This window comes from Nocardioides sp. NBC_00163, from assembly GCF_045206295.1.
Lineage (GTDB): Bacteria > Actinomycetota > Actinomycetes > Propionibacteriales > Nocardioidaceae > Nocardioides.
The window spans coordinates 3,895,365-3,919,592 of the sequence record NZ_CP108155.1 but is presented as its reverse complement, the minus strand read 5'-3'; the positions used below and the strand labels follow the sequence as shown (position 1 = coordinate 3,919,592).

General features: G+C 66.5%; 24 protein-coding genes. 12 read left to right on the top strand and 12 right to left on the bottom strand.

Annotated elements, in window-relative coordinates; genetic code table 11:
* Positions 1-75: 75 nt before the first annotated feature.
* Positions 76-978, top strand: coding sequence for an HNH endonuclease (locus OG801_RS18835; protein ID WP_406030477.1), 903 nt, complete (start codon positions 76-78; stop codon positions 976-978).
* Positions 979-983: 5 nt separating this feature from the next.
* Here OG801_RS18835 and OG801_RS18830 read toward each other — a convergent pair whose 3' ends face one another.
* The 5 genes from OG801_RS18830 to OG801_RS18810 form a co-directional block, all read right to left on the bottom strand.
* Positions 984-1,400 (bottom strand): very short patch repair endonuclease, encoded by a 417-nt coding sequence (locus tag OG801_RS18830; protein WP_406030475.1) that lies wholly within the window; start codon positions 1,398-1,400, stop codon positions 984-986.
* 386 nt (positions 1,401-1,786) lie between these two features.
* Positions 1,787-3,757 carry an ATP-binding protein gene (locus tag OG801_RS18825; RefSeq protein ID WP_406030473.1) on the bottom strand — a complete coding sequence of 657 codons (1,971 nt, stop codon included), beginning with the start codon at positions 3,755-3,757 and terminating at the stop codon, positions 1,787-1,789.
* A gap of 435 nt (positions 3,758-4,192) precedes the next feature.
* Positions 4,193-4,564: a transposase gene (locus OG801_RS18820; RefSeq protein WP_406030471.1), complete on the bottom strand. Its 372-nt coding sequence runs from the start codon at positions 4,562-4,564 to the stop codon at positions 4,193-4,195.
* Between the two features lie 199 nt (positions 4,565-4,763).
* Positions 4,764-6,107, bottom strand: coding sequence for a DNA cytosine methyltransferase (locus OG801_RS18815; protein WP_406030469.1), 1,344 nt, complete (start codon positions 6,105-6,107; stop codon positions 4,764-4,766).
* 800 nt (positions 6,108-6,907) lie between these two features.
* Positions 6,908-7,792 carry a TetR/AcrR family transcriptional regulator gene (locus tag OG801_RS18810; RefSeq protein ID WP_406030467.1) on the bottom strand — a complete coding sequence of 295 codons (885 nt, stop codon included), beginning with the start codon at positions 7,790-7,792 and terminating at the stop codon, positions 6,908-6,910.
* A gap of 148 nt (positions 7,793-7,940) precedes the next feature.
* Here OG801_RS18810 and OG801_RS18805 point away from each other — a divergent pair, with 148 nt between their 5' ends.
* The 4 genes from OG801_RS18805 to OG801_RS18790 all read left to right on the top strand — a co-directional run bounded on the left by OG801_RS18805 (position 7,941) and on the right by OG801_RS18790 (position 12,802).
* Positions 7,941-9,293 (top strand): helix-turn-helix domain-containing protein, encoded by a 1,353-nt coding sequence (locus OG801_RS18805; protein WP_406030465.1) that lies wholly within the window; start codon positions 7,941-7,943, stop codon positions 9,291-9,293.
* Between the two features lie 29 nt (positions 9,294-9,322).
* Entirely contained in the window at positions 9,323-9,805 is a 483-nt protein-coding gene (locus OG801_RS18800; RefSeq protein ID WP_406030463.1) for a TrmO family methyltransferase, read from the top strand.
* 116 nt (positions 9,806-9,921) lie between these two features.
* Positions 9,922-12,384, top strand: coding sequence for a DNA/RNA non-specific endonuclease (locus tag OG801_RS18795; RefSeq protein ID WP_406030461.1), 2,463 nt, complete (start codon positions 9,922-9,924; stop codon positions 12,382-12,384).
* The gene (locus OG801_RS18790) at positions 12,335-12,802 is read left to right on the top strand and encodes an agglutinin cell wall attachment protein (protein ID WP_406030459.1); all 468 of its coding nucleotides are present in this window, start codon (positions 12,335-12,337) and stop codon (positions 12,800-12,802) included. The genes OG801_RS18795 and OG801_RS18790 overlap by 50 nt, the downstream gene beginning before the upstream one ends.
* Before the next feature lie 6 nt (positions 12,803-12,808).
* Here the strand turns inward: OG801_RS18790 and OG801_RS18785 are convergent, their stop codons facing one another.
* The gene (locus OG801_RS18785; RefSeq protein ID WP_406030457.1) at positions 12,809-13,165 is read right to left on the bottom strand and encodes a hypothetical protein; all 357 of its coding nucleotides are present in this window, start codon (positions 13,163-13,165) and stop codon (positions 12,809-12,811) included.
* A 91-nt stretch (positions 13,166-13,256) separates the two neighbouring features.
* Positions 13,257-14,177 (bottom strand): AraC family transcriptional regulator, encoded by a 921-nt coding sequence (locus OG801_RS18780; RefSeq protein WP_406030455.1) that lies wholly within the window; start codon positions 14,175-14,177, stop codon positions 13,257-13,259.
* Between the two features lie 53 nt (positions 14,178-14,230).
* Between OG801_RS18780 and OG801_RS18775 the strand changes: the two genes are divergently transcribed.
* From OG801_RS18775 to OG801_RS18750, 6 genes are all read left to right on the top strand, one after another.
* Positions 14,231-14,926 carry a class I SAM-dependent methyltransferase gene (locus tag OG801_RS18775; RefSeq protein ID WP_406030453.1) on the top strand — a complete coding sequence of 232 codons (696 nt, stop codon included), beginning with the start codon at positions 14,231-14,233 and terminating at the stop codon, positions 14,924-14,926.
* Positions 14,927-14,973: 47 nt separating this feature from the next.
* Positions 14,974-16,731, top strand: a complete 1,758-nt coding sequence (locus OG801_RS18770; protein ID WP_406030451.1) for a DUF429 domain-containing protein — start codon at positions 14,974-14,976, stop codon at positions 16,729-16,731.
* A 33-nt stretch (positions 16,732-16,764) separates the two neighbouring features.
* The gene (locus OG801_RS18765) at positions 16,765-18,303 is read left to right on the top strand and encodes a molybdopterin-dependent oxidoreductase (protein ID WP_406030450.1); all 1,539 of its coding nucleotides are present in this window, start codon (positions 16,765-16,767) and stop codon (positions 18,301-18,303) included.
* 82 nt (positions 18,304-18,385) lie between these two features.
* Entirely contained in the window at positions 18,386-19,033 is a 648-nt protein-coding gene (locus OG801_RS18760; RefSeq protein WP_355019922.1) for a fasciclin domain-containing protein, read from the top strand.
* Positions 19,034-19,070: 37 nt separating this feature from the next.
* Entirely contained in the window at positions 19,071-19,670 is a 600-nt protein-coding gene (gene sigK / locus OG801_RS18755; protein ID WP_355019923.1) for an ECF RNA polymerase sigma factor SigK, read from the top strand.
* Positions 19,667-20,422, top strand: a complete 756-nt coding sequence (locus tag OG801_RS18750) for an anti-sigma factor domain-containing protein (protein ID WP_406030447.1) — start codon at positions 19,667-19,669, stop codon at positions 20,420-20,422. Before sigK ends, OG801_RS18750 begins: the two co-directional genes overlap by 4 nt.
* 27 nt (positions 20,423-20,449) lie before the next feature.
* On the opposite strand, the gene OG801_RS18745 is transcribed toward OG801_RS18750, so the two are convergent.
* Complete coding sequence (locus tag OG801_RS18745; protein ID WP_406030445.1) at positions 20,450-21,226, bottom strand: NPP1 family protein; 777 nt, start codon at positions 21,224-21,226, stop codon at positions 20,450-20,452.
* Positions 21,227-21,349: 123 nt separating this feature from the next.
* Here OG801_RS18745 and OG801_RS18740 point away from each other — a divergent pair, with 123 nt between their 5' ends.
* Positions 21,350-21,796, top strand: a complete 447-nt coding sequence (locus tag OG801_RS18740; RefSeq protein WP_406030443.1) for a TY-Chap domain-containing protein — start codon at positions 21,350-21,352, stop codon at positions 21,794-21,796.
* Here OG801_RS18740 and OG801_RS18735 read toward each other — a convergent pair.
* The 4 genes from OG801_RS18735 to OG801_RS18720 are packed head-to-tail and all read right to left on the bottom strand — an operon-like array spanning position 21,790 to position 24,227.
* Entirely contained in the window at positions 21,790-22,236 is a 447-nt protein-coding gene (locus tag OG801_RS18735) for a hypothetical protein (RefSeq protein ID WP_406030441.1), read from the bottom strand. The genes OG801_RS18740 and OG801_RS18735 overlap by 7 nt on opposite strands.
* A complete protein-coding gene (locus OG801_RS18730) occupies positions 22,233-22,655 on the bottom strand; it encodes a hypothetical protein (RefSeq protein ID WP_406030439.1) in 423 nt (140 codons plus the stop codon). The genes OG801_RS18735 and OG801_RS18730 overlap by 4 nt, the downstream gene beginning before the upstream one ends.
* A gap of 2 nt (positions 22,656-22,657) precedes the next feature.
* Entirely contained in the window at positions 22,658-23,017 is a 360-nt protein-coding gene (locus tag OG801_RS18725; protein WP_350663671.1) for a hypothetical protein, read from the bottom strand.
* Positions 23,018-23,024: 7 nt separating this feature from the next.
* Positions 23,025-24,227 carry a WXG100 family type VII secretion target gene (locus OG801_RS18720; RefSeq protein ID WP_406030437.1) on the bottom strand — a complete coding sequence of 401 codons (1,203 nt, stop codon included), beginning with the start codon at positions 24,225-24,227 and terminating at the stop codon, positions 23,025-23,027.
* Position 24,228: the final 1 nt, after the last annotated feature.

The window sequence follows — 24,228 nt, the reverse complement described above, 5'->3', positions numbered from 1 at the left end:
GTCACCCTGTCTGCGTCGCATGCGGAACAAAACGATTCTCGGCCTCTCAGGACCTTTCTCTGGCAAGCTATCGTTGTGGATATCGAGCCTTCAGAGCTGACGAAGCGTGAAGCTCTCATGCAGGCTCTAGCAGAGAAGTTCGCACAATCCGCCGTCCTGAAACGTGAATGGCTCTCGAGAGTCGATTTCGGCTTCGGCACAGAGCGAATCATCGACACGAGCAAGGGCATCTGGAACCCCAGTGCCTATGCCGCGACCCTGACCATCATCAGCGACCCGCAGAGCGAGTACGACGACGGTGATCACGATGATTTCCTGTACCGCTACTCATACGAGAAGCGGCCCGCGGGCCAGGACCCACGTGGCGGGTCGAACGCCAAGCTGCGCGACGCGATGCGGCTACGGCTTCCGGTCATCATGTTGCGCAAGGTCGACAAGGGCCAGTTCGTGCCGATCATGCCCGTGTACGTGATCAAGGACGAGCCCGAGAACCAACGGTTCCTGCTCACTCTGGACGAGAGTCTCAGGTTCCTGACGGACCCGGCGGTCCTGAGTCCGGAAGAACGTCGTTACGCCGAACGGACCACACGGCAACGGCTTCACCAACCAGTTTTCCGCGCCCGGATCCTTGATGCATATGAGCGGCAATGCGCGGTCTGCACTCTCAAGAAGGCCCCGCTGTTGGACGCTGCACACATCACCGAAGACTCTTTCGAGCACGGCGTTCCCGTAGTGACCAACGGAATGGCGCTGTGCAAGATCCACCACGCTGCGTACGACGAGAAGATCCTGGGCATCTCGCCGGACTACGTCGTGCACATCAATCCGGATGTGCTCGCCGAGGTCGACGGCCCGATGCTGAAACACGGGCTCCAAGAGATGGATCGCCGGCCCCTCCTCTTGCCGGCCAGGCGCCACGACCACCCCGACCGTGACAGGCTCGCTGCGAGGTTCGACGCGTTCAAGGATGCCGGCTGAGAGTGCTACGCCGGACTGGGCCTGCTCAAACAGGCGGCAACCCTCGCCGCTGCATGGTCGGCGCTCTCGTGCTCCCAGATTCGGACGACGGTCCAGCCGAGCTCACCGAGCGCCGCATCGGTGCGCCGATCTCGAGCGATGTTTGCGTCGAGCTTCTCGCGCCACCACTCCGCGTTGTTCTTCGGAGATGTGGCGTGCTGCGGACAGCCATGCCAGAAGCAGCCGTCGATGAAGACCGCGACCTTCTGTTTGGTGAAGCAGACGTCGGCCCGCGTGCGAAGCGGTGGCGCGAGCCGGAAGTCGACTCGAAACCGATAGCCGCGTGCATGTAGTCGCCTACGTATCTCCAGCTCGAGGGGGGTGTCGCGGCGCCGCTGACGCTGCATGCGCCGGCGTACCGTTTCGTCGAGCGGCTCGGGCATCAGGCCGGCGCCATTGCCTCGATGTGGTCGCTCAGAGCAGCCTCGAACTCGGGTCGCGCTCTCAGCGAGCTCCGCTTGAAACGACTGGCGAAACCTGTGGTCGCCTTGTGGTTCAGCTGATCGGACGTGAGATCCGTCAGAGGCTGCTCCATCGTCGACGCAGACTCGAGCGCCAGCGCATGCTCGCTCAGCGCCCGCATCTCCCGCTGCCCACCCACCGAGCAGCAGCGACTGGCCAATGTCAGCCCGCGATCATCGCCTTGTGATCCACGCTCCCCGACACGCCCGGCTCGACCCGCCGACCTTCGAGCCGCACCATGACAGGGACCGCGTTCCGCCGCCCGTGGCGCGGTACCAACCCCAGTCACAGTCCTGAACTTATCTGGCTACCCGGCACGGTTCGACCTTCCTCGGGAGACCTCAAGCCAACCAAGGTGCATGCGATGTGTCTCATCGAGAACTCGATCCCACGTCTTGAACTCCAGGCGCGGCGACGGAATTTGCTCAAGACCCTTCCTGATCGAATCGGCCTGCTGGGTGTATCCCTGAGCGACCATCAGACCACGCACGGTCGGCGGCACGGTGTTTTTCGCATAGTGCTGGGCAACCGCCTGCACGTAAGAATGGAACTTATTGACCTCGTCAAGGTCTGCCTTTCGAGGGACTCCGCTCGAATAAGCGCCGCGCTTGATCTCGACGACCACAACTTCGTCAACGCTAGCCGGCGCCGTTGGCACCAAAGCGAAGAGATAGTCGAGATGATTTCCACTCTCCGCCTCGGTCTCGGGGCTGAAGGTCACCCCTGGCATTGTCGTCACGTCGATCTCGTCGCCGAGGAGGTGCCACCGGGGATCGAGCAGCCACGCGTCACCGCGGACGATGTTATGGATCTCAGGTACTTCTTTAGCACCCTCCTCCAGCGCCTTCTGAAGCTTCTCGATTGTAGCGATACGTGCCTCAATGACTGACATGAGACGCCGTGCATCGATAAGGCCGAACTGCGCAACGAGTGACCACATACGGTCCTGTACTGGTTCGTCTTCTTCCTCAATCTGCTCCATAAGCTGACGCACTTGGACGTCGCTGCGACTGTTCACCACCGATCGCATGATGTTGTTGACATCACCCTGATCAACCTCGGGGAGCCGAGCAAGCTTGCCTGCGACGCCGAGCATCGCACGTTTCTCGCGTGCGGTATAGACTTCAAGCATCTCATCCAGTTCGGCATTTTGCTCGGCCTCTGCAACAGCCGCCTCGGCTCGAAGGTCTTGCCGCGCCCTGAGAGCCCACGTGAGACGGCGCCGGCCCCAGTTCATAAACTCGTCAAGCCGTGCGTCTTCGAGCTGAAGCTGGTCCCGATTGCTTTGGATATAATCCAACTCGATATCGTTACCCTGGTCGAGCCAATCTGCCTCGACTTCACCGACTAGATACTCGAGACCCAACTGCGCCGTTGTCCCTTGAGACCGCTCGAATTTGAAGGGCCGCTGCGCCATCTTGCTCCTCGCCAAGACACTGATTCCCTGCTGGTCCCCTTCCGCGAGCGGCTTCTCGGTAAATCCAATCCACCAACGCACGGTCTCTCCCGTTGGCAGGGTCTCGATACCCCAGCCGTCTTCATCGACCTCGACTCCATCGGGCGCTTGGTCCTTCGGCAGACGGAACTGTAGATCGATGGAAAACCTGGCGAGTGGCTCACCGTTTATCAGGACAGTCATGTCACGGAGGGCGAAGCGTCGCGACATTGAGGTCTGAAATGATTTAGCTGAGATCTTCCGCTTGACGCGCAGACTGCTGAGGCGAATCCGAGTTCCACGCTCTAAGACAACACCATCGGGAGTGACTAGCGGCGTTGGCTGTACTGCCTCAACTTGGTAGTCCTCGTCGGGCCGCAACTGTCGCACGGCGTCGTAGTCGATCGCGAATGCAGTTGGCGCGTCGCCTCTAGTCGTCGTGCACTCCAGATAGCCAGCGGTGCCGAACGCCGCGAGTTTGCCGATACCCTTTCTGCCATGAACCAGTCTGCCCCCCTCGGATCGATCGCCTAGTGAGGTCAGGCGCCGCTTACGGCCCACCACGAGGTACGCGTCTTGGGCCTGTTGCCTCGTCATCCCGTGTCCGTCGTCGAGCACGATGAGTTCAGCACCAGTTGCCCAGTCTTCTTCGAACGGCACAGTTACCCACACATTCTCCGCATCCGCGTCCCATGCGTTGCTGATTAGCTCAGCAACCGTCGCAGTGACCGACGGATAGAGCTGCGCACCGAGCTGTTCTACCAGCGACCCGCCGAACTTCAGCACGAGCGGATCTTGAGAGCTGTCTGCGTTCTTCGCGGTTACGACTTCAGCGTCTGACATCTCTGCACATCCTGTCCCGGCCCCAACTCATGTTTGCACGATCGCCCTTCCATCGGAGGCGAACCATGTCGCAAGAGATATATTGCCGGTCAGACGACCCAAGCGGTGGAGAACTCTGAAAACGTCTCCACCCAGCCGAGTTCACATAGTCCGCGCAGCCGCGTCTGCAACTTGGCTCGGTCCACCGCGCTGCCAGAAGCCCGCTTCACCTATTCGCCCTCGCCGAACAATCGTGCCGCCCAAGTCGCGCTCGGAATCGCGTTGACCGTAGGAACGCGATGCCTCGCACAGCCGGCTCTTCACAGATGAGGGTGTAGTCGTGGCCTGAACCCGCCCGACTCGAGCAGGCTCCTGGCGATGTAGTTGGTCAAGTTCCGGAAGCGCAGGGCAGATCCGCGGACGTGTTCAAGTCGACCGTTGAATCTCCTATGCTTGTCAAGCGCCTGCTGGAGCAGTGGTCGCGGCGTTGGGTTGCCGGTAGATCTGGCGGGCGAGGTAGCGCTTGAGCAAGCGGCGGATCTCTCGCAGGATGTGGCCTTCGGCCGTCCGTTTCTCGACATAGGCTCGGGGGTCGGGCTCCATGCGCACGCGGATCACCACGGCCGTGTGAAGGGCGCGGTTGAGTCGTCGATCTCCTCCGCGGTTAATCCGGCGACGCACGGTGTTCCCGGACGAGGCGGGGATCGGATTGACGCCCGCAAGGCTCGCGAACGCGGCCTCGGATCTGACGCGCCCCGAGTGCGACCATGCGGCGAAGGCGATAGCGGCGGTGACTGGTCCGATGCCGGGTTTGTCGAGCAGGCCCACTGCCGGGCTCGTGGCAAGCAGGGGCCTCATCTGTCGTGTGAGATCGGCCAGTTCGTGGTCCACAACGCGGACGCGCTTGGCTAGTCTGACGGCCTCGGTGCAGACGATGCTGATGGAAAGTTCCTCGCCGCGGCTGCGCCATCACGCGATCGTGGTGATCTGGCCGGTGTGAGGGTGCCACGAGCGTGACCGTCGCGCGTCATGACTCATGGGTCAGGCTTCTACCAGCGCTGCGCCCGATCTGGCTGGCCTTGTCAAGTTGTCCTCTAGCCTTGGACACCCGTCGGTCACTGGCAGGTAGTAGCGAAACGCTCGTATCCGCGTCGAGAAAGGCACGAATCGCGTCGCCGTGCATCTTGGTGAAGTGCGGCGGCACAGCCTCACCAATCATCTCCCTCAACTTCGTGTGGCCCCAGCGCTGGAGCGCATCTCCCCACTTAAAGTCCAGCGGAATCGTCTGGATGTGGGCACACTCGTATGGACTCAGGAGCCTGTTCTCCCAAGGGTGGATCGTCTTGTCACTTCCGACACGGCCGCTTGCTGTGGTGACGGTGGATGCGGGCACATCAGGTCTCATGCGGGTATAACTGCTAGTGCGAAAGCCCTTGATGAGCCTCCACGACCCGTTCTCCAAGACAACCGGCCGCGGCAGCGGCTCCCCGCATACAGAGCATGTCGCGGCGTCAAGGTCAGGAGTGTTCGAATGACACATGGAACACTGCTGATTCTTCCAGGCGCCATCGCCCGAGTTCGGCGGAATCGCGGCGACCATCCGATACTGGCGGTCGTCCCAAACAGGCACGAAGTGCATCGAATTGCCCGGATCTACTGCCTTGCGCGCATCGGCCGCGTCAAGAGGCGCAGCGGCCAGGTCCCGGAGCGACTCGGTGATCGTGACCTGCTTTCCGTTCCAGTCTGCGGCATGAGTAGGTCGGGGAAACGGGGTGACTCCTTCATGGCAGTCGAGTCCTCGTTCATCCTTTCGGATCAGGGTTAGGAAGGACCTCTTGCGCGTCTGCGGCACGCCCCAGTCAGCAAGATCGGCAACCATCGAAAAGATCTCGTAGTCGTCAGACAACGCCTCAACGAGAAGGAGCGCGGCACTGATCGGCCGACCTGTGGCCGGATCAGGAACCGCCCGCGTAAGAAATGCCGGGACGTTCTCGACCACAATCGCGCGAGGCTTAAGTGCCTCGGCTACGGCCTTGATCACAACCACCAGAAGGTTCCGAGGATCACGCCCTCCACCCGTCGCATCGTCATGCCGTCCCAAACCGCCACGTGCGGTGCTCATCCCTTGACAGGGTGGACATGCCGCGAGCAGATCCGGCCGCTGGTCGCCCTCGGCGTCCTTCCATTTACCGACGACTGTCCTCCACGTCTCCCGGAGGTCGCCCGGCACTCCCAGCGCTGTGGGATGGTTTGCCAACGCCACGGAAAGTCGATTCGGATTGAGTTCTGCCATCACCTTGAACTCAAAGCCGGCTCTCTTGTACCCGACATCTCCTGCCCCACAATTCGAGAACAGGCTGAGTGCCTTCACACCAATCCCCGCGAGACCTTCGGAACGGCGCCGACCCCCACGATGACATGCCAACAAATCTCAAAGCCGAAAGTATCAATCGCGAAACGACGGCGCCTGGCCTGGGGGCCGTTCCCCTCCGCTGTGGCGACGACGGTCACAGTCTGGCTCATGAACAAAGACTATCGTTGGTTCCTCGCTCTCGTCGCATCTTCACACCCTCCACGACAGGGGTCCGTCGCCCGTCCGCGAGCAACTAGAGGCGCACCAAAGGCCCGAGGCACCGATGTCGCTGTGGCGACGGCCCGCCGTCCAGCGCCACGGCGCCACAGGCGACCAGAGATCCTGGAACGCTGACGGCGGCTATCGGGGCAGCAAATGGGTGAGTGCCAGCCAGCCAGTCGAGGAGGGTGCAGCCGGTGCGTTGGCTGATGACGGTGGTGAGGTGGCCGGGGGTGTAGCCCAGGGAGCGGGCCAGGTCGCCGGCGGAGACCTTGGTGGCGTACGTCCTCTCGAACTCGTCGAAGACGCGGGTAACCAGCGGGTCCGAGGCGATGGGGGCCGGCGCTATGACATGGCAACGAGTACCTCGTCCGGCTCGTCGAGATCACTGACCTAGACGGTGACGGTGGTTTGTCAACAAAGCGCATTGACCTCGCAAAGAACGCTTTGGTCGAGGCTTACGACTCTCAGATGTCCCTGTTGCATTGCTAGGCAGGCGGGAGAAAGCCGCCTCGACATACACACCCCAACCGGTCCTGTTGCAGACGAGGTGATTGGCCCGGCCTGACCACCACCATCGGAGCGGCCTGGCCGGGAGACTAGGCGAACCGGCCGACCAAGCGCTCCGCGGTGAGGGCGGCGGTCCAGATCTGTTCGGCGGGTACGTCGCAGATTCGGAGTGCGGAGGCTGCGATGGCATGACGTTTCGTGTCGGTGAGCGTGTCTCCGGCGCGGCGGATGCTGATGACGACTTCGACGAGTTGGAGCAGCACGCTGCCCAGGCGGAGATCGTGTTGACTCCGGTTGTTGGTGAGGTGTGAGGCGATGCGGTCGTAGGCGTCGATGAGTTCTCGGCGCACGGTCTTGGCGCGCTTGAACAGCGGCTGGCTGGTGACGTCGGGCAACCGCGGGAGCATGCCGGCGTTGTGGGGCGCGATGGCGAGAATGTGCACGTCGACGAGGACTAGGACGTACAACACGATTGCCCAGCCGTGCTCGGCGGCGAGCCGTTCGATCTCCTCGACCTTGTCGATCGTCGGGCGGATTGTCTGCTCGAGCAGCTCGCTGAGAATCTCACCTTTGTCTGCGAAGTGGTAGTACAGCGAGGACTGTCGGATGCCGACGGCCTCGGCGATGTCTCGGGTCGAGGTGCCTGCGTAACCGCGACTTGTGAACATACGCGCGGCGTGGTCGAGGATGTCCTCGCGGGCCGATCCTGTCGCGATCTGGCCAGTGTGGCGAGGACGTCCGGGCCCTCCGGGTCTGACGGTGCGGGTCATGGTTGCTGACATCTCGATCTCCGGGTTTCGGCGCGGCGTGAGTACCGCGGATTGACCCGACCAGCGTGCTGGAGCAAGCCGGTCAGGCTCCCACGCGGAGCGGCAACTTTCTGGTCCGCGGCCCGACAGGCCCTTGACCTGCGTATTTGGGCGTGGGTGAGTCGGGATCTTGTATCTGGATGCAAGTTTCTGCGCCGTGTTCACGCATCGGTGGCTGCGGGCTGGGCGCGCGGATACGATCGCGTCAGATAGGGGCCGCAGACGACGATCGGGCGAGGAATTCGACGTGGCACGAAGCGAGAGGGCTGCGCGCGAGCAGTTGCGCGTGCGCTTGGTGGCCGAGGATCGCTCGGTGGCTCAGATCGCTGCGCAGATGCAACAAGCTTTCGGTGACCGCCCTCGGCGGGCCTGGCGGGCAGCTCTCGGCTGGACGCAGTGGAAGGCGGTGCAGCAGTACCGGACGGTCAACCCGGATGCCCCGATCGATGACTCCCGGCTCTCTCGTTGGGAGAACTGGCCACACGGAGGTTCGCGTCCCGCGCTGGAGGACCTCGCACGTCTGGCTCGCGCATTTGGACACGGCTGCACGGTCCTCGACCTTCTCGATGACGTCGATCACGAGCACCTGCCACTGGCTCAGCAGGATCTGCTTCGGCAGCTGCAAACCCCAATGGCTCCGGCCGCTCGGCCGGCCCGGGACAATGGCGCTGTGGACCTGACTCGACGTGAGGCACTTGGTGCGGCCGCGGCAACCGTGGTGTCGTGGGGTTCCCCGCCGACAACGGGACGACGCTACGGCGCGACCGATGTGGCACGGGTCTACTCCACGGCGGCCGGATTCGCTCGCGCTGACCAGAAGCACGGCGGCGGAAGCGCGCTCGCTCAGGTCACGGCGTACCTCACGAACGACGTGCAAAGGATGGTCACCGGGGTCTTCCCTAACGAGTCGGTCAGGGCAGCGATGTTCGCAGCAGCATCCGAGGTCGCCTACGTCGCAGGGTGGATGGCCTTTGACGATGCCCGCCACGGCCAGGCACGTCGTCTGCTGACGACCTCGGTCAAGCTCGCCGAGGAGGCCAGCGATCCGGCACTTGCGGGCCACGCCCTTCGGGCACTCGCGCATCAAGCGATCGAGCTCGAAAAACCCAACGACGCGCTCGCGCTTGCCGAGGCATCCGTGGACGGCGCCCGATACCGCACGGCGTGCCCGCGTGAGCGTTCCCTGATCGGTGTCGTCCATGCTCGGGCGCTCGCCACCGCGGGACTCGGTGGTGCGTCCGCGGCCGCCCTGTTGCGTGCGGAGAAGGACCTCGCCGCAGCGAGCAGTGGAGACGAAGAACCAAGCAGGGTGTTCTTCTTCTCCCAGGCATCACTCGCCCATGAGACCGGCCGCACCCTCTACGCCAGCGGCGACCTCAACGGCGCCGAGACCGCTCTGACCCGCAGCGTCGAACTGCGCGGCAAGGAGTTCGTACGCACCCACGCGGTCACCCTCGGCTACCTCGGCGAGATCCAGGCCGCCCGCGGCCACCTCGATCGTGCCGGTGCGACCTGGTCGACCGCGCTGGACGCCACTTCTGGCGTGCGATCCGGACGGGTGCGGGACATGGCCGCCACCGTGCGCCAGGTCCTCCAACCTGTTCGCTCCACCAGCGAGTTCGCAGACCTCGACCAGCGCGCCGCCGCCTACCTCGCCACCGCCTGACTCGAACGCCCCACCCCCAAGGAGCAACCGTGGAACCCATCCCCATGACCCCGATCGCCCAGGTCGTCGGCGGCCGGACCGAGCCCACCGATGACTACTGGGGCGGTACCCAGGCGATCATCCGCGTCGACCCCGACCTGTACCCGGTCGAGGCGACCCAGGGTCTGGAGGAGTTCTCCCACCTCGAAGTCGTCTTCTTCTTCCACCTCACCGACCAGACCGACCTCAACCTCGGCCTACGCCGTGCCCGCGAGAACCCGGCCTGGCCCGAGGTCGGCAACATCGGTCACCGCAACATGCGCCGCCGCAACTGGCTCGGTATCTCTCGCTGCAAACTCATCAAGGTCGACGGACTCGACCTCCACGTCGAAGGCCTCGACGCCGTCGACGGCACCCCCGTACTCGACGTCAAGCCATGGTTCGCCGAGTTCGGCCCCCGCGGAGAGACTCACCAGCCGGCTTGGGTCACCGAGATGCTCGGCGACTACTTCGCCCCATCGACCGAGGCCTAGCGACGCAACACCGGCCACCGGACCTGCTGAGCCGAGGCTGTGCACACTGCGTGCGCAAGCGAGATTCTTTGCTTGATTCGGTTTAGATGTCGGTGGTCGCGGGTAGAACACTTCACGTGAAGGCTGCTCGGGCGGCATCGAGGGATCTGTCAGGCAGGCGGGCGTTTGGCCGTCTGCTGGCCTTGGCAACCCTCCTGCTCGCGTTGCTCACCGCGCTCCCGGCCGCAGCGATCGACGTGCCGTTCGACCCGTTGCCGATCCCGGGCGAGGACGCGTGCAACAACCTCGATGCGCCGATTCCGGCTTCACCTCATGGGTTCGGATCGTTCGTCGTCGAGCTCGATATCGATCCGGCGGGGCGGTCGGCGGATCCGTTCGCTGCCCAGCACCCGGCGTCGATCGAATCGGTCTACGGAACTTCACCGCAATGGTTCACCTACGACAACGGCTGTACCGGGCAGTTCGTCGCCGATGCCGGGACAGCGCTCGGCAACATCCTGCTCGAGCTCTCCGGCCTACTGCCGAACTGGTCCCACGCTCTGCTCCACTCGGCGCTCTCCCCTAGCTCGTGGCTCATCGCGCTCGAAGAACCCGTCGTGGAGGCCACGACGGCGACCGCTCAGGGAGTCTGGTCGCCATGGCTGCCCATCGTCCTGCTTCTCGTCGTCGTGATCATCATCTTGCGGTCGCGAGCGGGTCGATTCGCAGGCTCCACCACCGCAGCGGCCTGGGCTCTTCTCGTGCTAGGCCTCTCGTCCTGGTTGATGAACTATCCGTTGGAGGCAGTCCACCTCGTCGATGACGGAGTGCGTGGAGCGACCGAGCTGATCGCCACGTCGTTCAACGACGACAAAGCCCTCCCGGAAGACGCCAAAGACCTCGGCGACGAGTCGGCGGTCGTCGCGGTGGACATTCAGTTCGACCACATCGTCCGAACCACGCAGTACCGCACGTGGGCCACTGGAGTCTTCGGCAATCCCGATTCCGCGACTGCCAAGGAGTACGGGCCGAAGGTCTTCGCCGCTACGCACTTCTCCTGGGAGGAATACGAGACCTACCGCGACGATCCGGAGGGCGCCGGCGCGAAGATCGTCGAGAAGAAGGCCGATGACTTCAAGACGTACGCCGAGCAGATCAAGGAGAACGATGCGCTCGCGTACGACCGCTTCAAGGGCGGTCACTGGTCGCAGCGAGTCACCACATCGCTCGTGAACCTGGTCATGATCCTGGTGACCTGCGGTTTCTTGCTTCTCGCCGCTCTCGCCACGCTGCTCGCGTACGCCCTGATTCGGCTTATCGTCCCCTTCTCCCCGGCGCTGGGCGTGCTGTTCATGATCGATCGCACTCGCGACGCGGCGATCGCGATGCTCAAGCGTGTCGCCGGGCCGCTGGTGATGGGCCCGATCTGTTTCCTCGTGGGACTTCTGCTGCTGCGATTCTTCGCTGCCATCCTTGCGACCGACGCCATCTGGTTCGTCCTCAAGCTCGGCCTCATCGGCGTGCTGACGTACATCGCCTGGAAGCTGGTGCGTCCGCAGGCCTACACAGTGGGACCCGTCCTGAATCGCGCCTTCGCGCCTCTCAGAGCGGCGTTGGCGGCTCGGGTGGGTGCTGCGGCCGGCACTACCGCAATCCCTGACCGGAGCGTCCAGGCATCGACTACGCACGCCCCGGGGCCATCAGCCAGTTTTGCTCTTCCGTACTTGCCGCCGCCAGGAGCGACTTGGACGGACCCAGACGCAGCGGCCTTCGTTCCGTATGTTCCACCCGCGAAGGTTTTGGAAGGTACATCGGCCACACTGCCCGCCGTCAGCGGAACGACGCAGTATGACTGGCCGATCGGCCCGCACCCATTGGTTCGAGCCACCGAGAAGTACCCGCCGCCTCGGGTGGGCCGGACTATCACAACCAATCCGCTAGGACCGCGAACTCGGTTTCCACCGAGGGGACTTGCCCTAGAGCCGAACACTGCCTATGAGGTGCCCGGTCGTGGCATCTACTACACCAACGACGCAGCGGAGCTCACCCACGTCGAAACGGCGTTTGGAACGAAAGGCAATCTGAACTGGGATCTGAACTATCCGGCCCCGAATGTCACCTACGTCGTCAGCGACCGCTTCCGCTATGACACCGATGACGAGACCCGGACGGTGAAGGCAAACGATGTCCAGGCGGCCCGCGGGGATGCGCCACGGTCAGAATCAATCCAGTCCGCAGTCGGAAAGACAGCGGGCGAGGGATACGACGGCGGTCACCTGCATCAGAACGCGCATGCGGGAGGCGCCGAGAGGATAAATATCGTCGCGATGCTCGAAGAGTTGAACCGATCCGGGTCGCAGGAGTTCGGATCCATCCCGAACAGCTTCTACGCGTTCGAGGCGAGGCTGCGCGGACTGGTCAGCCAAGGGCGTAACGTGAGCGTCGACCTCAAGATCGAGTACCAGCGCAACAGCAGCAGCCGAACGCCACGCCGTATTCGAGCCGACTACACCATCGACGGGGTGCACCAGCCGGAGGAGTATTTCAGGAATGTCCGAAGCCAGCGACAACGGGACTCCAGCGATGATCCGCCAAGGTGAGTTGATCAGCGAGATCGCGGCACTGGCCGCAGCGGCTGTCCCCGGTGAATGGACGAGCTTGGTCTACGCCCCTCGAGTTCTCACGATGTACGCCGAGATCGAACTGCTCGCACGCCGCCCAGACGGCACGGTCGAACGCGTCCCGGGACCCGATGCACTCGACGCAATCGAGGAGCTGCGCGACGTGATGTATCGGCCCGGCGCCGGAACATGGTTCTCGTCGAAGTGGACCGTGACCAACGACAACGGTCAATGGTCTACCGAAGTCGAGTTCAACTACAACGACGAGCCAGCTTGGAGTAGGCCGGTCGACCCAGGTCTCTATGGGCTCGATCTGGAGGACTTCCCGCGCCGCGATGACCTCATCCCTGACTGGCTCGCTGCCAGGCTGACGGAGGCCCGCGCTCGCGCGAAGTGAGCGCTGTCAGCGTTGGTAGGAGAGCGTAATCGGTCTGGTGGAAGTAACGACGACGCCGGGAAGCTGGGCCAGGGCGGCACAGACAAAAGACGAGCGCTTCACGTTGAGGTCGTCGGCGGCGACGAGTTCCTTGTTCGTGAGTACGCCCCGAACAGTTAGACGTTCCCACGCTTTCGTCAGCATCTCGGCAGGAACACGTTTGGGACCGGCGCCACGGTCTCTGGAACGCTCGGTCTCTACGTAGATCCCCTCGGGAGCGATCCTGACGATCCAGTTCGGTTGCTGCGAACCAAGGGTGTAGATCGCCTCGCCGAGTCGCAGATTGTCGGAGAGGAGCTGGAGTAGGTCGTCGTCGAGCGACATGCAATGAGCATCCCATGGAATGGGCGGGCTTGCAGTCGCTCACACGGCGTCCTCGCACTGGCACCAGGAGCCAAACTCGACCATCACGGCATCAAGCCTCCCGGCGCCAGCGGTCGGGGGTGGTGCCGTAGCGGGACTTGAAGCGGCGTACCAGGTAGCCGGGGTCTGTGAGGCCGGTGCGGGTGGAGATGACCGAGAGCGGGAGGTCGGTTTCGCGGAGGAGGCGGCGGGCTTCGGTGAGGCGGCGCTCGGTGAGCCAGTCGAGGAGGGTGCGGCCGGTGCGTTGGCGGATGACGGTGGTGAGGTGGCCGGGGGTGTAGCCAAGGGTGCGGGCCAGGTCGCCGGCGGAGACCTTGGTGGCGTACGTCCTCTCGATCTCCTCGAAGACTCGGCTGACCAGCGGGTCGGGGGCGATGGGAGCGCTGGGGGCCAACCGCGCCGACGCGACCAGGAGGTTGGTGAGGATCGCGGTGACGGCGTCGTGGGAGCCGAGGCGTTCGGGGTGGCGTAGCTCGTCGTCGAGCTCGGTGAGCCAGGCCTGCCAGCGGGGGCGCTCGGCCTCGGGGACCATGCCGCGGCGGCCGTCGGCGGCGAAGAGGGCGAGCAGCGGGTGGTGGGCCCAGGTGAGCGGGGAGATGGAGGCGAGGGAGGGGATGGCGTCGGGGGTGAACGCCACCGACCACGCCCGCGCGTGCGTGAGCTCGGCGAGCGACTCGGCGGCCACGACCTCGCCGGGCGCGACCGCGTGGACCTCGCCGTCACGCAAGGCCACCTGCTTGCCGTCGAGGCCGACGGCGCCGCCGCCGCGCTCGACATAGGCCAGCACCCAGAAGTCGTGAGCGTGCCGGTTGTCGGGAGGCAGGTGCTCGGTGTCGCAGTCGGGATCGAGGGGTACGACCCTGACGGCAGGTCTGCCCGGGCGCTGGTCCCAGGCGTAGACCGGGGTGCCGTCGGCGCGCACGGTGCGCACGGCTCGGGCGAGCACCGAGGTCGAATCCGAAGAACGTCCCATGTCGACCGACTTCCCTCCCACTATAGATCCGCAAGATGTCCCATCGTGGATGTATGACCACCATACAGATCATCGACGGCCGCGCCGAGGGCGAACGGGACCGCCCGTTCCTCCCCGGCATGGGCCGCACCTGGCTCCTTCCCCTCTACGACCTCTTCACCCGGTTCGCCCGCGTGCGCCCACTCCACGAACGGACGGTCGAGCTCGCCGGCATCTCGCCCGGGCAGACGGTGCTCGACGTCGGCTGCGGCACCGGCAACCTCTCCTTCTCGGTGCTTCGCGCCGTCCCGGGAGCCGCCGTCACCGGACACGACCCCGACGACGCCGCACTTCGGATCGCCGCTCGGAAGGCGGGTCGGCGGGGCGTACGTCTCTCGCTGGTGCAGGGGTACGCCGACCGGTTGCTGCCCGAGGACGGCAGCGTCGACCACGTCGTCTCCTCGCTCGCGCTTCACCACGTCGACGACGCCGGGCGCGAGGGGTTCGGTCGCGAGGCTCACCGGATCCTCCGGCCAGGTGGGCGGGTGACCATCGTCGACTTCGGCGCCCCCGACCACGGTCATGGCGGGCACGGAAAGGGACACGGCCACGAGGGCCACCGGCATCGCGGGATGAACGCCCATACCGAGCGCAACCTCGACAACGGGATCGTCACCCTGCTGACCGACGCCGGGTTCACCGATGCCCGCGAGATCGACCACATCGACCACCGGTTCGGCCCGATCACGATCGTGCAGGCGACTCGCTGACGGCCCGGGGGTTAGACCCGCGCCTCTTGGGCGGGCAGTCTGGCCCCATGTACTTCCTCGGAGTCGACCTCGCCTGGGGCGTGCGCAGGCCGACCGGCCTGGCCGTCCTGGACGAGGAGGGCCGCCTCGTGCACGTCTCTGCCGCCAAGACCGACGACGAGATCGTCGCCGCCCTCGAGCCGTACGTCGACGACTGTCTCGTCGCGATCGATGCTCCCCTGATCGTCACCAACCCGACCGGGAACCGTCCGGCCGAGGCTGCGCTCAACAAGGACTTCGCTCGCTTCGACGCCGGCGCGCACCCCTCCAACACCAGCAAGCCGGAGTTCAGCGAGCAGCCTCGAGGCGCCCGGATCGCGGCTCGGCTCGGGCTCGACATGAACCCCCGGTCCGGCCGGCGGCGCCGGGCGATCGAGGTCTACCCCCACCCCGCGACGGTGGCCCTCTTCCGCCTGGGACGGACGCTGAAGTACAAGAACAAGTCAGGGCGTGACATCGACCAGCTCCGCGCCGAGCTGATCATGCTGTTCGGCCTGCTCGAGGGACTCGCGAGCGCAGACCCGCCGCTGCTGCTCGACAACAACCCGTCGTGGCACGCCCTGCGAACGGCCGCCGAGAATGCCGTACGCAAGAGCGAGCTGCGCGTGGTCGAGGACCAGGTCGACGCGGTGCTGGCCGCCTACATCGGCCTGTTCGCGACCCGCGCACCGGACCGCACCACCACCTACGGAGACTTCGCCACCGGCTACATCGTCACGCCGACGCTGCCCGACGACCTCCGCCCGACACCCCGCGGGCGAGCCGGGGCGAGGATCCACGACACCGCGACCGCGGTCCGTGAGTACGCCGCGATGCAGCCGACGCTGCAAGAAGCAGCCGACCAGTACGTACAGCTGGTGACCTCGATCCTCGACGACGCGGGCATCAACTACCTCACCGTGACCTCTCGCGCGAAGTCGGTCGCCTCGTTCGCGGCCAAGGCGGCTCGTACCGTCGACGGACGACAGGTCTTCACCGACCCGCTCCGCCAGATCACCGACCAGATCGGGCTGCGGGTGATCACCTACGTCCACAGCGACGTCCAGGCCGTCGCCGACCTGCTCGACGACCAGGTGGTGGTCCACGACGACCGTGACATGGGCGAGGAGACCGCGAGCGAGGGCCGGTTCGGGTACGCCAGCCGTCACCTGCTGGTCAGTCTCGACCTCGCGCGCGAGGGCCAGGCGGCGTACGAGCTGTTGCGAGGCCGCCAGGCGCAGATCCAGATCCGCACGGTGCTGCAGCACGCCTGGGCCGAGTTCGAGCACGACATCCGCTACAAGGGCACCATCCCCAGCGAGCACGTGCCCGACTTCGACCGACGGTTCACGCTCGCTGCCGGCCTGCTCGAGCTCGCCGACCGCGAGTTCTCCACGATCAGGGATCGGCTCCGGGAGGGCGCGACCGCCGCCAGCACGGAGGCTCCCGACGACGACCCGCGGATCAGCCCCCGGGAGCTGGCGGCGTTCCTGGCCGGGCAGTACGCCGAAGCCGGCTGGTCGCGGACCGACCACTACGGGTGGATCTCCGGAGTCATCCTCGAGCTCGGCATCACCTCGCTGACCGAGCTCGGCGACGCGTTGCGCTCGGTCGACGAGGAGACCCTCATGGCGCGGATGGACTACCGCTATCCGCCGGGCGCGGTGCGCCGGCTCGACGACGCCCTGCTCTGGGTCTACGGCGACGCCTATGTCGGGCTGCGTGCCAATGCGCACCGGGCGCCCGGTCTGAGAGCCAGGCTCGCCAAGATGCGCGACTCCGACTGAAATCCGTTCCGGGCGCGGGCGCGAATTCCCGCTATGAGACACCTGGATCGCCACACCCTCGCCCATGCCGCCGCCGGTGTGCTCGCCGGAGTGGCCGGAATGTCCGCCGCGCACCTCACCGCTGCGCTGCTCACCCCGGCCTCGTCCCCCGCGCTCGCGGTCAGCACCGCGGTCATCGACGCCACGCCCACCCCGGTCAAGGAGTGGGCTGTACGCGAGCTCGGCAGCGCGGACAAGCCGATCCTGATCGGCAGCGTGCTGCTGGTCACGATCGCGTTCGCCGCCGTGATCGGCGTCGTGGCCCGCAGACGGCTGAGACTCGGCGTCGGGCTCATGGCCGGCCTGGTCCTGCTCGCCGGGGCCGCCGTGGTTCGCCAGCCGCTCTTCGAGGTCGCCAACCTGGTGCCCACGTTGGTGGCGCTCGTCCTCGGACCCGCCGTCCTGGTGCTGCTGACCCGCGCCCTGACCGTTGAGCGCACGCCGACCCACCGGAGCGACACCCCGAGCGACAGCGCGGCCACGCGCCGCAGCGTACTGATCGGGTTCGGGGCCCTCGCCCTGCTCTCCGCAGCGGCCGCGACCGGCGGGCAGCTGATCGTGCGGGGGCGTACGGCGCTCGCCGACATAATGCTGCCGCGGGTCCGCGACCCGCTGCCGGCGCTCCCGGCGGGCCTGGAGGAGACGCACCAGGGGATCTCCCGGTTCATCACCCGCAACCGCGACTTCTACCGTGTCGACACCAAGCTGGCCGTCCCGATCGTCGACCAGAACAGCTGGTCGCTGACCATCGACGGTGACGTCGAGCGGGAGCTCACCTTCAGCTACGACGACCTGCGCGCGCGGGAGAACGTCGAGCACGACATCACCCTGACCTGCGTCTCCAACGAGGTCGGCGGCAAGCTCGTCGGCGCGGCGCGCTGGACCGGCGTACCTCTCAAGGAGCTGCTCGAGGAGGCCGGCGTCGGCGATCGGGCCGACCAGATCCTCTCGACCGACGTCGAGGGCTTCACGATCAGCACCCCGCTCGAGGCCGCGATGGACGGGCGCAATGCGATGGTCGCCCTCGGCATGAACGGCGAGGTCCTCCCCCGCACCCACGGCTTCCCGGCCAGGCTGGTGGTGCCCGGTCTCTACGGGTACGTCGGCGCCACCAAGTGGGTGACCAGGCTGACCCTGACGCGCTACGACGAGGCGACCGCCTACTGGACCGACCGCGACTGGGCCATCGATGCCCCGATCAAGCTGTCCAGCCGGATCGACACGCCCCGCCCGCTGAGCAACGTCCCCTCAGGCCGCACCGTGATCGGCGGCGTCGCCTGGGCCCAGCACCACGGCGTCGCCACGGTCGACGTACGCATCGACGGCGGCCGCTGGCAGCCGGCCGAACTCGGCCCGGACGCCGGGATCGACTACTGGCGCCAGTGGTTCCTGCCCTGGGACGCCCAACCCGGCAGCCATCAGCTGGCCGTTCGGGTCACCGATCGCGACGGCAACGTGCAGAGCGACGCGCGAGCCACCCCGTTCCCCGACGGGTCCAGCGGGATCCAGGAAATCGTCGTCACCGTCACCTGATCAGAAATTGGCGAAATCCGATTCGGCCACCGTGCCGAAGCCCTCATGACAGCAAGAGACCAACCCTCGAAAGGCTCTCCCAATGAAGCTCAACACGATCACCCGCACCGGCAGCGTCGCCGCGTCCATGGCGCTCCTGCTGGGTCTCGGTCTCTCGGCATGTGGTTCGGAGGACTCCGCGTCCGGCAGCGAAGGCGGGTCCAGCACCTCCGAGTCGACCGAGGCGGCTCCCGAGGAGTCCGAGAACATGGAGGCCGGCGCGCAGACCTTCGGCGAGGGCTGCAAGCTGATCCCCGCCGACGGCGAGGGCTCGTTCAACGGCATGTCCACGGCCCCGGTCGCCTCCGCGGCGAGCGCCAACCCGCTGCTCACGACGCTGGTGTCGGCCGTCGGCCAGGCCGAGCTCGTCGACACCCTGAACAGCGCCGACGCGCTGACCGTCTTCGCCCCGACCGACGACGCCTTCGCGAAGATCCCGAAGGCCGACCTGGACGCCGTCCTGGCCGACAAGGAGACGCTGACCAAGGTCCTCACCCACCACGTGGTGGCCGGTCAGCTCGGCCCGGACGAGGTCGCTGGTGAGCACGAGACCCTGGCCGGCGACATGATCACCGTCGAGGGCGAGGGCGAGGAGTTCACCGTGGGCAAGGAGAACGCCAAGGTTCTGTGCGGCAACATCCCGACCGCCAACGCCACGGTGTACGTCGTCGACACCGTTCTGATGCCCTGATCGGGACATCGGACCGGATATCCGCGAGGATCGATACATGAGACCGCTCAGCTCAGTTCCCTCCGGCGACTCGTCGCCGGAGGGAGCGGGGTCCCCGGGGCTTCCCGAGCTCCTCCGTCGCGTCGCCAGAGGCGATGAGGCCGCCTTCGCCGCCCTCTACGACGCGACCTCCGCCCGTGTGCACGGACTGGTGCTGCGAGTGGTGCGAGACCCGGCTCAGGCGGAGGAGGTCACCCAGGAGGCGTACCTCCAGGTGTGGCGTACCGCCAGCCGGTACGACGAGAACCTGGGCAGCGCCCATTCGTGGCTGCTGACACTGGCCCATCGTCGTGCCGTCGACCGGGTTCGATCCGCGGAGTCCGCCGGCCGCAACGACACGGCCTACCACGGCACCACCCAGACCCCGCCCCATGACACGACGGCCGAGGCCGTGGAGACCTCCTTGGAGGCTCGCCGCGTCCACACGGCCCTCGAAACCCTGACGGCAGTTCAACGTGAGGCGCTACAACTGGCGTACTTCGGTGGTTACACCCACACTGAGGTCGCCGCCATGCTCGACCTGCCGATAGGCACTGCAAAGACCCGAATCCGGGATGGACTGATCCGGTTGCGCGACGCGATGGGAGTGAGCCGATGACCGCGCATGACATTCACGCCCTCTCCGGGGCGTACGCCGTCGACGCCCTCGACGACATCGAGCGCGCCCGGTTCGAGGAGCATCTCGCCGTGTGCGCCGACTGCCGTGACGAGGTGGCCAGCCTGCGCGACACCACCTGGATGCTCGGCGGCCTGACCGACACCGCTCCCTCGCCGGAGCTGCGCGACCGCCTGCTCGCCGGCATCAAGGAGATCCGGCCGCTTCCACCCGAGACCGCGCCGAAGCACAGAGCGATCGAGACTCCTGAGCCCTCGGACGCGTCGTCCGACCCTCGCCGGTTCGGTTGGCGTACGTTCGCCGCCGCGGCTGCGGTGCTGGCCGTCGTCGGCACCGGCACGGTCACCGCCGTCGAGCTGCTCCGCGACGACTCCAGCCAGACCATGACGACCGCGGAGCGGGTCCTGAACGCGAAGGACGCCACGACCGTTGCCATAGACCTGCCCGGCGACGCCCGGGCCAGGGTGGTCCGATCGGTCTCGGAGAACAGGGCCGTGCTGGTCACCTCCAACATGCCGGCCGCGCCGACCGGCAAGGTCTACGAGCTCTGGCTCCAGCACGACGACGTCATGGTCCCCGCCGGCGTGATGCCCGCCGGCAGTGACCAGACCGTCGTCCTGGAGGGTGACGCCGGGGACGCGAGTGCGGCCGGGATCACCGTCGAGCCCGAGGGAGGCTCCGACGAGCCGACGTCGGCCCCGATCGCGTTGTTCGACTTCGCGCAGGCCACCTGACCTGCGCGAAGTGGGGAACCGGCCGGCTCAGGCGTAGGGGTCGAGGGAGACCCCGGCCGGCTTCCCGCCCGCCAATGCGTTGCCGAAGCGCGCGTCGGTGAGCTTGAACGTGGCGGCGCCGAAGTCGGCCGCGGCGAGGCGGTCGCGGATGCCGGCCGGGTAGTTGTCCCAGCCGACCAGACCCTTGACCTGCCAGACGCCCTCGTGGTTCTCGGGCGGCTCGTCTCCGCCGCCGGTCTTGGGGAAGCGGAAGCAGTGGGTGCTGCCGCCGTCCTTGTGATAGACGGCCTTGGGGTGCGTACCGCCCTCGAACTGCAACTCGGACTCAGACTTGATCTGGTAGCCGGAGTGCTGGGAGACGGACATGAACCTCGCGTGGCCGTCCTGCACCCACACGATGATGTGCTCCCAGTCGTGCCGGTGGCCGGCCGAGCCCGGGCCCCACGAGACCTGGTCCTTCTCGAAGTAGTAGCCGTAGAGGTACGCACACCAGCCGTTGTTGCACTTCGAGCGGGAGTAGACGTTGGTGCTCTGCAGGTCGGAGAGGTCGCGGCACTGGCCGTTGACCGTGCCGCCCATCGCCAGGCCGCCGTTGAGCGTGGCGTCCGGACCGATCGCCGGGGTGCTGTAACAGCCGTCGGTGTCGAAGTCGAGCGCCGGCTGCCAGGTGCGGTCGCCCTCCGGCGCCGAGGCCGGCAGCGCCGAGGGCGGGGCGGCCCAGGCGGCCGCCGGAACGAGGGAGAGGAGTGCGGCGAGCGGAAGCGCGACGGCGAGCTTGCGCGTGAGTCGTTTCCCGAGAGTCATGTGCGGTCCCTTGTTCGTGGGGGAAGGGGGTGCACAGATGCAACCAGTGCCGCGATCGCGTGACAACCCCTTGCGTGTGAACGCGCCGGTAACGCTGCTCGCCGGCCCTGGTTGGATGGACCGGTGGACGCAACGCAGTGGCAGGAACGGATCGTCTCCGAGCTCGCCGGCCTCGGCCAGCAGGAGTTCGTGATCATCGCTGAGCCCTCGCCGTCGGTGCCGGACCCGACAGGCCTCCTGGCCCGGCTCAGGTCGAAGGCGTCACGGTCCGCCCCGCCGTCTCGCTGGGGGCAGGTGCTGTGCGTGGACTCGATCCTCTACGCGGAGTTCGCAGGTACGCAGCACATCGGCGGCACCTGGGAGGCCTCCGCCGAGCAGCACGAGGCGCTTCGCGCGGCCGGTTGGCTGACCCCCGACGAGACCGACCCGGTCGCCCCGGCGTCGGCCGTGCCGCACTACTGGCGCACCGTTCCCCAGGCCGAGGCAGCGCTCGTCGCCGGGCTCCTCGTCGACGCCTTCCGCATCCTCGGCGCCGACTTCGCGACCCTTGGTATCCGAAGGGATCAGTAGGCGCCGAGCTGCTCGCAGAGCATGCGATAGAAGACGGTGTTGGTCATCGGCGTGAGCCTGTCCTCCAGCGCGAGGTGGAGGCCGTCGGGGCCGTTGATGCCGGCGAGCTGCCAGGGGCCGACCGTGATCGACCAGGCGGTGCGGGCACCGAGCTCGGTCAGGACCACGTCGCGAGCGTCCTGGTCCTCGCTCAACAGCTCGGCCATCCGGGCGGTCGGGAACGGGCGTACCGACCCGGCCGCGCCCTTGACCGGGCGGATCTTCAGGGTGCGGACCAGGCTCGGGACCAGGTGACCTCGCGGGAGGTCGAGGGGCTGCGTACGCGTGCCGTCGACGCCGAGCTCGAGGTGGATGCCCGTGGGGTCGACCGCGGCGCGGTGCTCGAGGCGTCCGCCGGGACCGGCGAGGACCCAGACGACCTCCGTGGCAGCGGCGCTCATGCCGGGCTCCAGGTCGCGGCAGCGGCGTCGATCTGGGCGGCCCAGGTCGCATAGTCGCTGGTCAGCACGGTAGCGGTCAGGGTGTGGCCGACTCCGTCGATCGCCACGAACCACTGCTCCATGGTCAGCGCGGAGCCGCCCGGCCCGTCGTACATCGCCAGCCGCCGCCCCGCCTCCTGCCCGGCGATCGTGAGGCGCTCGAGGTCGATCGGCGTGTAGCCCGGCATCATCTCGGTGAAGGCCATCTCGGAGCCGACCTGCCAGTCGCGGAACCCCAGCTCGCCGTTGGTCTGGGCGGTCACCGTGAGGTTGGAGCGGAAGGTGCCACTCGCTGGCGCGAGCGCCAGGAAACGTACGCCCTCGGGTGGCTCGACGCTCTCCCAGCCCTCCGGGATCGTCATCGTCGTCTGATCAGACAAGGTCACTTCTTTCCCGCGGTGCGCTTCTTCTTCGGGCGCGACTCGCGATACCACTTCGGCTTGATGAACGACGGGGTGGGCACGATGACCAGCAGCGGATAAACGAGGCAGGTGAGCAGGAAGAGCCCACCGATGATCGTCCATGCCGCGGTCTGCTCCGGCACCAGCCCGAAGGCCGTCGAGCCGGTGATGGCCAGCGCGGAGATGCAGGGCAGATGGATGAGTACGACGTCCTCGCCCACACCGCCCCGGTTCCACGCGGTCGCCCAGGAACGGGCACGAGCCGAAAGCCCGAGATGTTGCCAGATGCTGACCCCGGCGCCGATGACGCCGGCGGCGAGGATGAGTGCGGCCCAGATCATTGCGGTCCTAGTCCCAGAAGGTGATGGCGTCGCCGACATCGGAGGCTACCTCGCCGGCGCCCTCCGCGAAGTCGCTGACCCCGTCGACCACGGCCTCGCCGAGCTCACCGGCCTCGTCGACCACGAAGTCGGCCGCCTTGCCGGCCAGCCCGGAGCCGATCGCACCACCGATCACGCCACCCACGACACCGCCGATGACCGTGCCCGGGCCGGGGAAGATGCTGCCGATAGCGGCACCGGCCTGGGCCCCGGCCCAGGCCCCACCCGCGGCACCAGCAGTCGTGATCGCCGACGTGCTCACCGTGCGGCTCACCCGCTCCGTCGTCGACAGCGACGGGTCGTCGGCGTCCTTCTGCCACTGCTCCCACCCCGAGGCGCCGGCCGTGACCACCCAGCCGGCCCGGGTCGCCCACTTGCCCGCGGTCAGCCACTTGCCGCGTACGGCTGCCTTGTTGGCCTTCGCGTGCCAGTTCTTGTCGTTGAGAACCTTGGCTGCCCGCTCGAGCTTGGTCAGGCTCGACGGACTGGCGAACCGGCCGTTCACCCGCGGCTGGAACGTGCCGTAACGGCTCTTCACCATCCAGTCGACGCCGACACCGGCGCCCAGACCGGCCAGCCCCAGAGCGTACGCACCGATCTGCATGCCGTCCGAGAAGTCCTTCGGCAGCAGGCCCAGGTCCTCGAGGCGGTCCTCGATCCAGCCGTCGCCGGTCGACTTCGAGATCGCCTTGCCGAGGTCCTCGTGAGCGTTGTCCTCGTCCTTGCGAGCCGTCTCGACCCGGCTGACCAGGTCGTTCCACTTCTCGACCTTGGTGTTGTGAGCCTTGACTTCGCCCTCGGAGGCGTCCTCGCCCGGGTCGGTCGGCGGCGAGATCATGGTGCCGCTGACGGTGAGCCCAGCGCCACTGGCCTCGGTGCGGATCGTCGACATCTTGGTCTCGACCGCCTTCAGGTCACCCGAGAAGGTCGAGAGGCCCTTGCCCATGGCCTCGATCCGCGACTCGAGCTGACGCAGGTCGCTCTTGCGCCTCTCCGCCTTCGACTCGAAGGCGGCGCCGGCCTGGCCCTTCCACGAGCCGGCAGTCTTGATCGCCTTGCCGAGATCGGCGAGGGCCTCACCGACCCCGTCCTTGGCGGTCGTGCACGCGTCCGCCGCTGTCTGCGCTTCCGACGCGTCGCCGTAGACCTTCGTGTCCATCGCCTCAGCCATC

Bases quoted from the DNA above. Each gene is read 5' to 3' on its own strand.
- OG801_RS18830 (WP_406030475.1), bottom strand. From the start codon at position 1,400: ATGCCCGAGCCGCTCGACGAAACGGTACGCCGGCGCATGCAGCGTCAG.
- OG801_RS18825 (WP_406030473.1), bottom strand. From the start codon at position 3,757: ATGTCAGACGCTGAAGTCGTAACCGCGAAGAACGCAGACAGCTCTCAA.
- OG801_RS18790 (WP_406030459.1), top strand. From the start codon at position 12,335: ATGTCCGAAGCCAGCGACAACGGGACTCCAGCGATGATCCGCCAAGGT.
- OG801_RS18785 (WP_406030457.1), bottom strand. From the start codon at position 13,165: ATGTCGCTCGACGACGACCTACTCCAGCTCCTCTCCGACAATCTGCGA.
- OG801_RS18780 (WP_406030455.1), bottom strand. From the start codon at position 14,177: ATGGGACGTTCTTCGGATTCGACCTCGGTGCTCGCCCGAGCCGTGCGC.
- OG801_RS18775 (WP_406030453.1), top strand. From the start codon at position 14,231: ATGACCACCATACAGATCATCGACGGCCGCGCCGAGGGCGAACGGGAC.
- OG801_RS18770 (WP_406030451.1), top strand. From the start codon at position 14,974: ATGTACTTCCTCGGAGTCGACCTCGCCTGGGGCGTGCGCAGGCCGACC.
- OG801_RS18765 (WP_406030450.1), top strand. From the start codon at position 16,765: ATGAGACACCTGGATCGCCACACCCTCGCCCATGCCGCCGCCGGTGTG.
- OG801_RS18760 (WP_355019922.1), top strand. From the start codon at position 18,386: ATGAAGCTCAACACGATCACCCGCACCGGCAGCGTCGCCGCGTCCATG.
- sigK (WP_355019923.1), top strand. From the start codon at position 19,071: ATGAGACCGCTCAGCTCAGTTCCCTCCGGCGACTCGTCGCCGGAGGGA.
- OG801_RS18750 (WP_406030447.1), top strand. From the start codon at position 19,667: ATGACCGCGCATGACATTCACGCCCTCTCCGGGGCGTACGCCGTCGAC.
- OG801_RS18745 (WP_406030445.1), bottom strand. From the start codon at position 21,226: ATGACTCTCGGGAAACGACTCACGCGCAAGCTCGCCGTCGCGCTTCCG.
- OG801_RS18735 (WP_406030441.1), bottom strand. From the start codon at position 22,236: ATGAGCGCCGCTGCCACGGAGGTCGTCTGGGTCCTCGCCGGTCCCGGC.
- OG801_RS18725 (WP_350663671.1), bottom strand. From the start codon at position 23,017: ATGATCTGGGCCGCACTCATCCTCGCCGCCGGCGTCATCGGCGCCGGG.
- OG801_RS18720 (WP_406030437.1), bottom strand. From the start codon at position 24,227: ATGGCTGAGGCGATGGACACGAAGGTCTACGGCGACGCGTCGGAAGCG.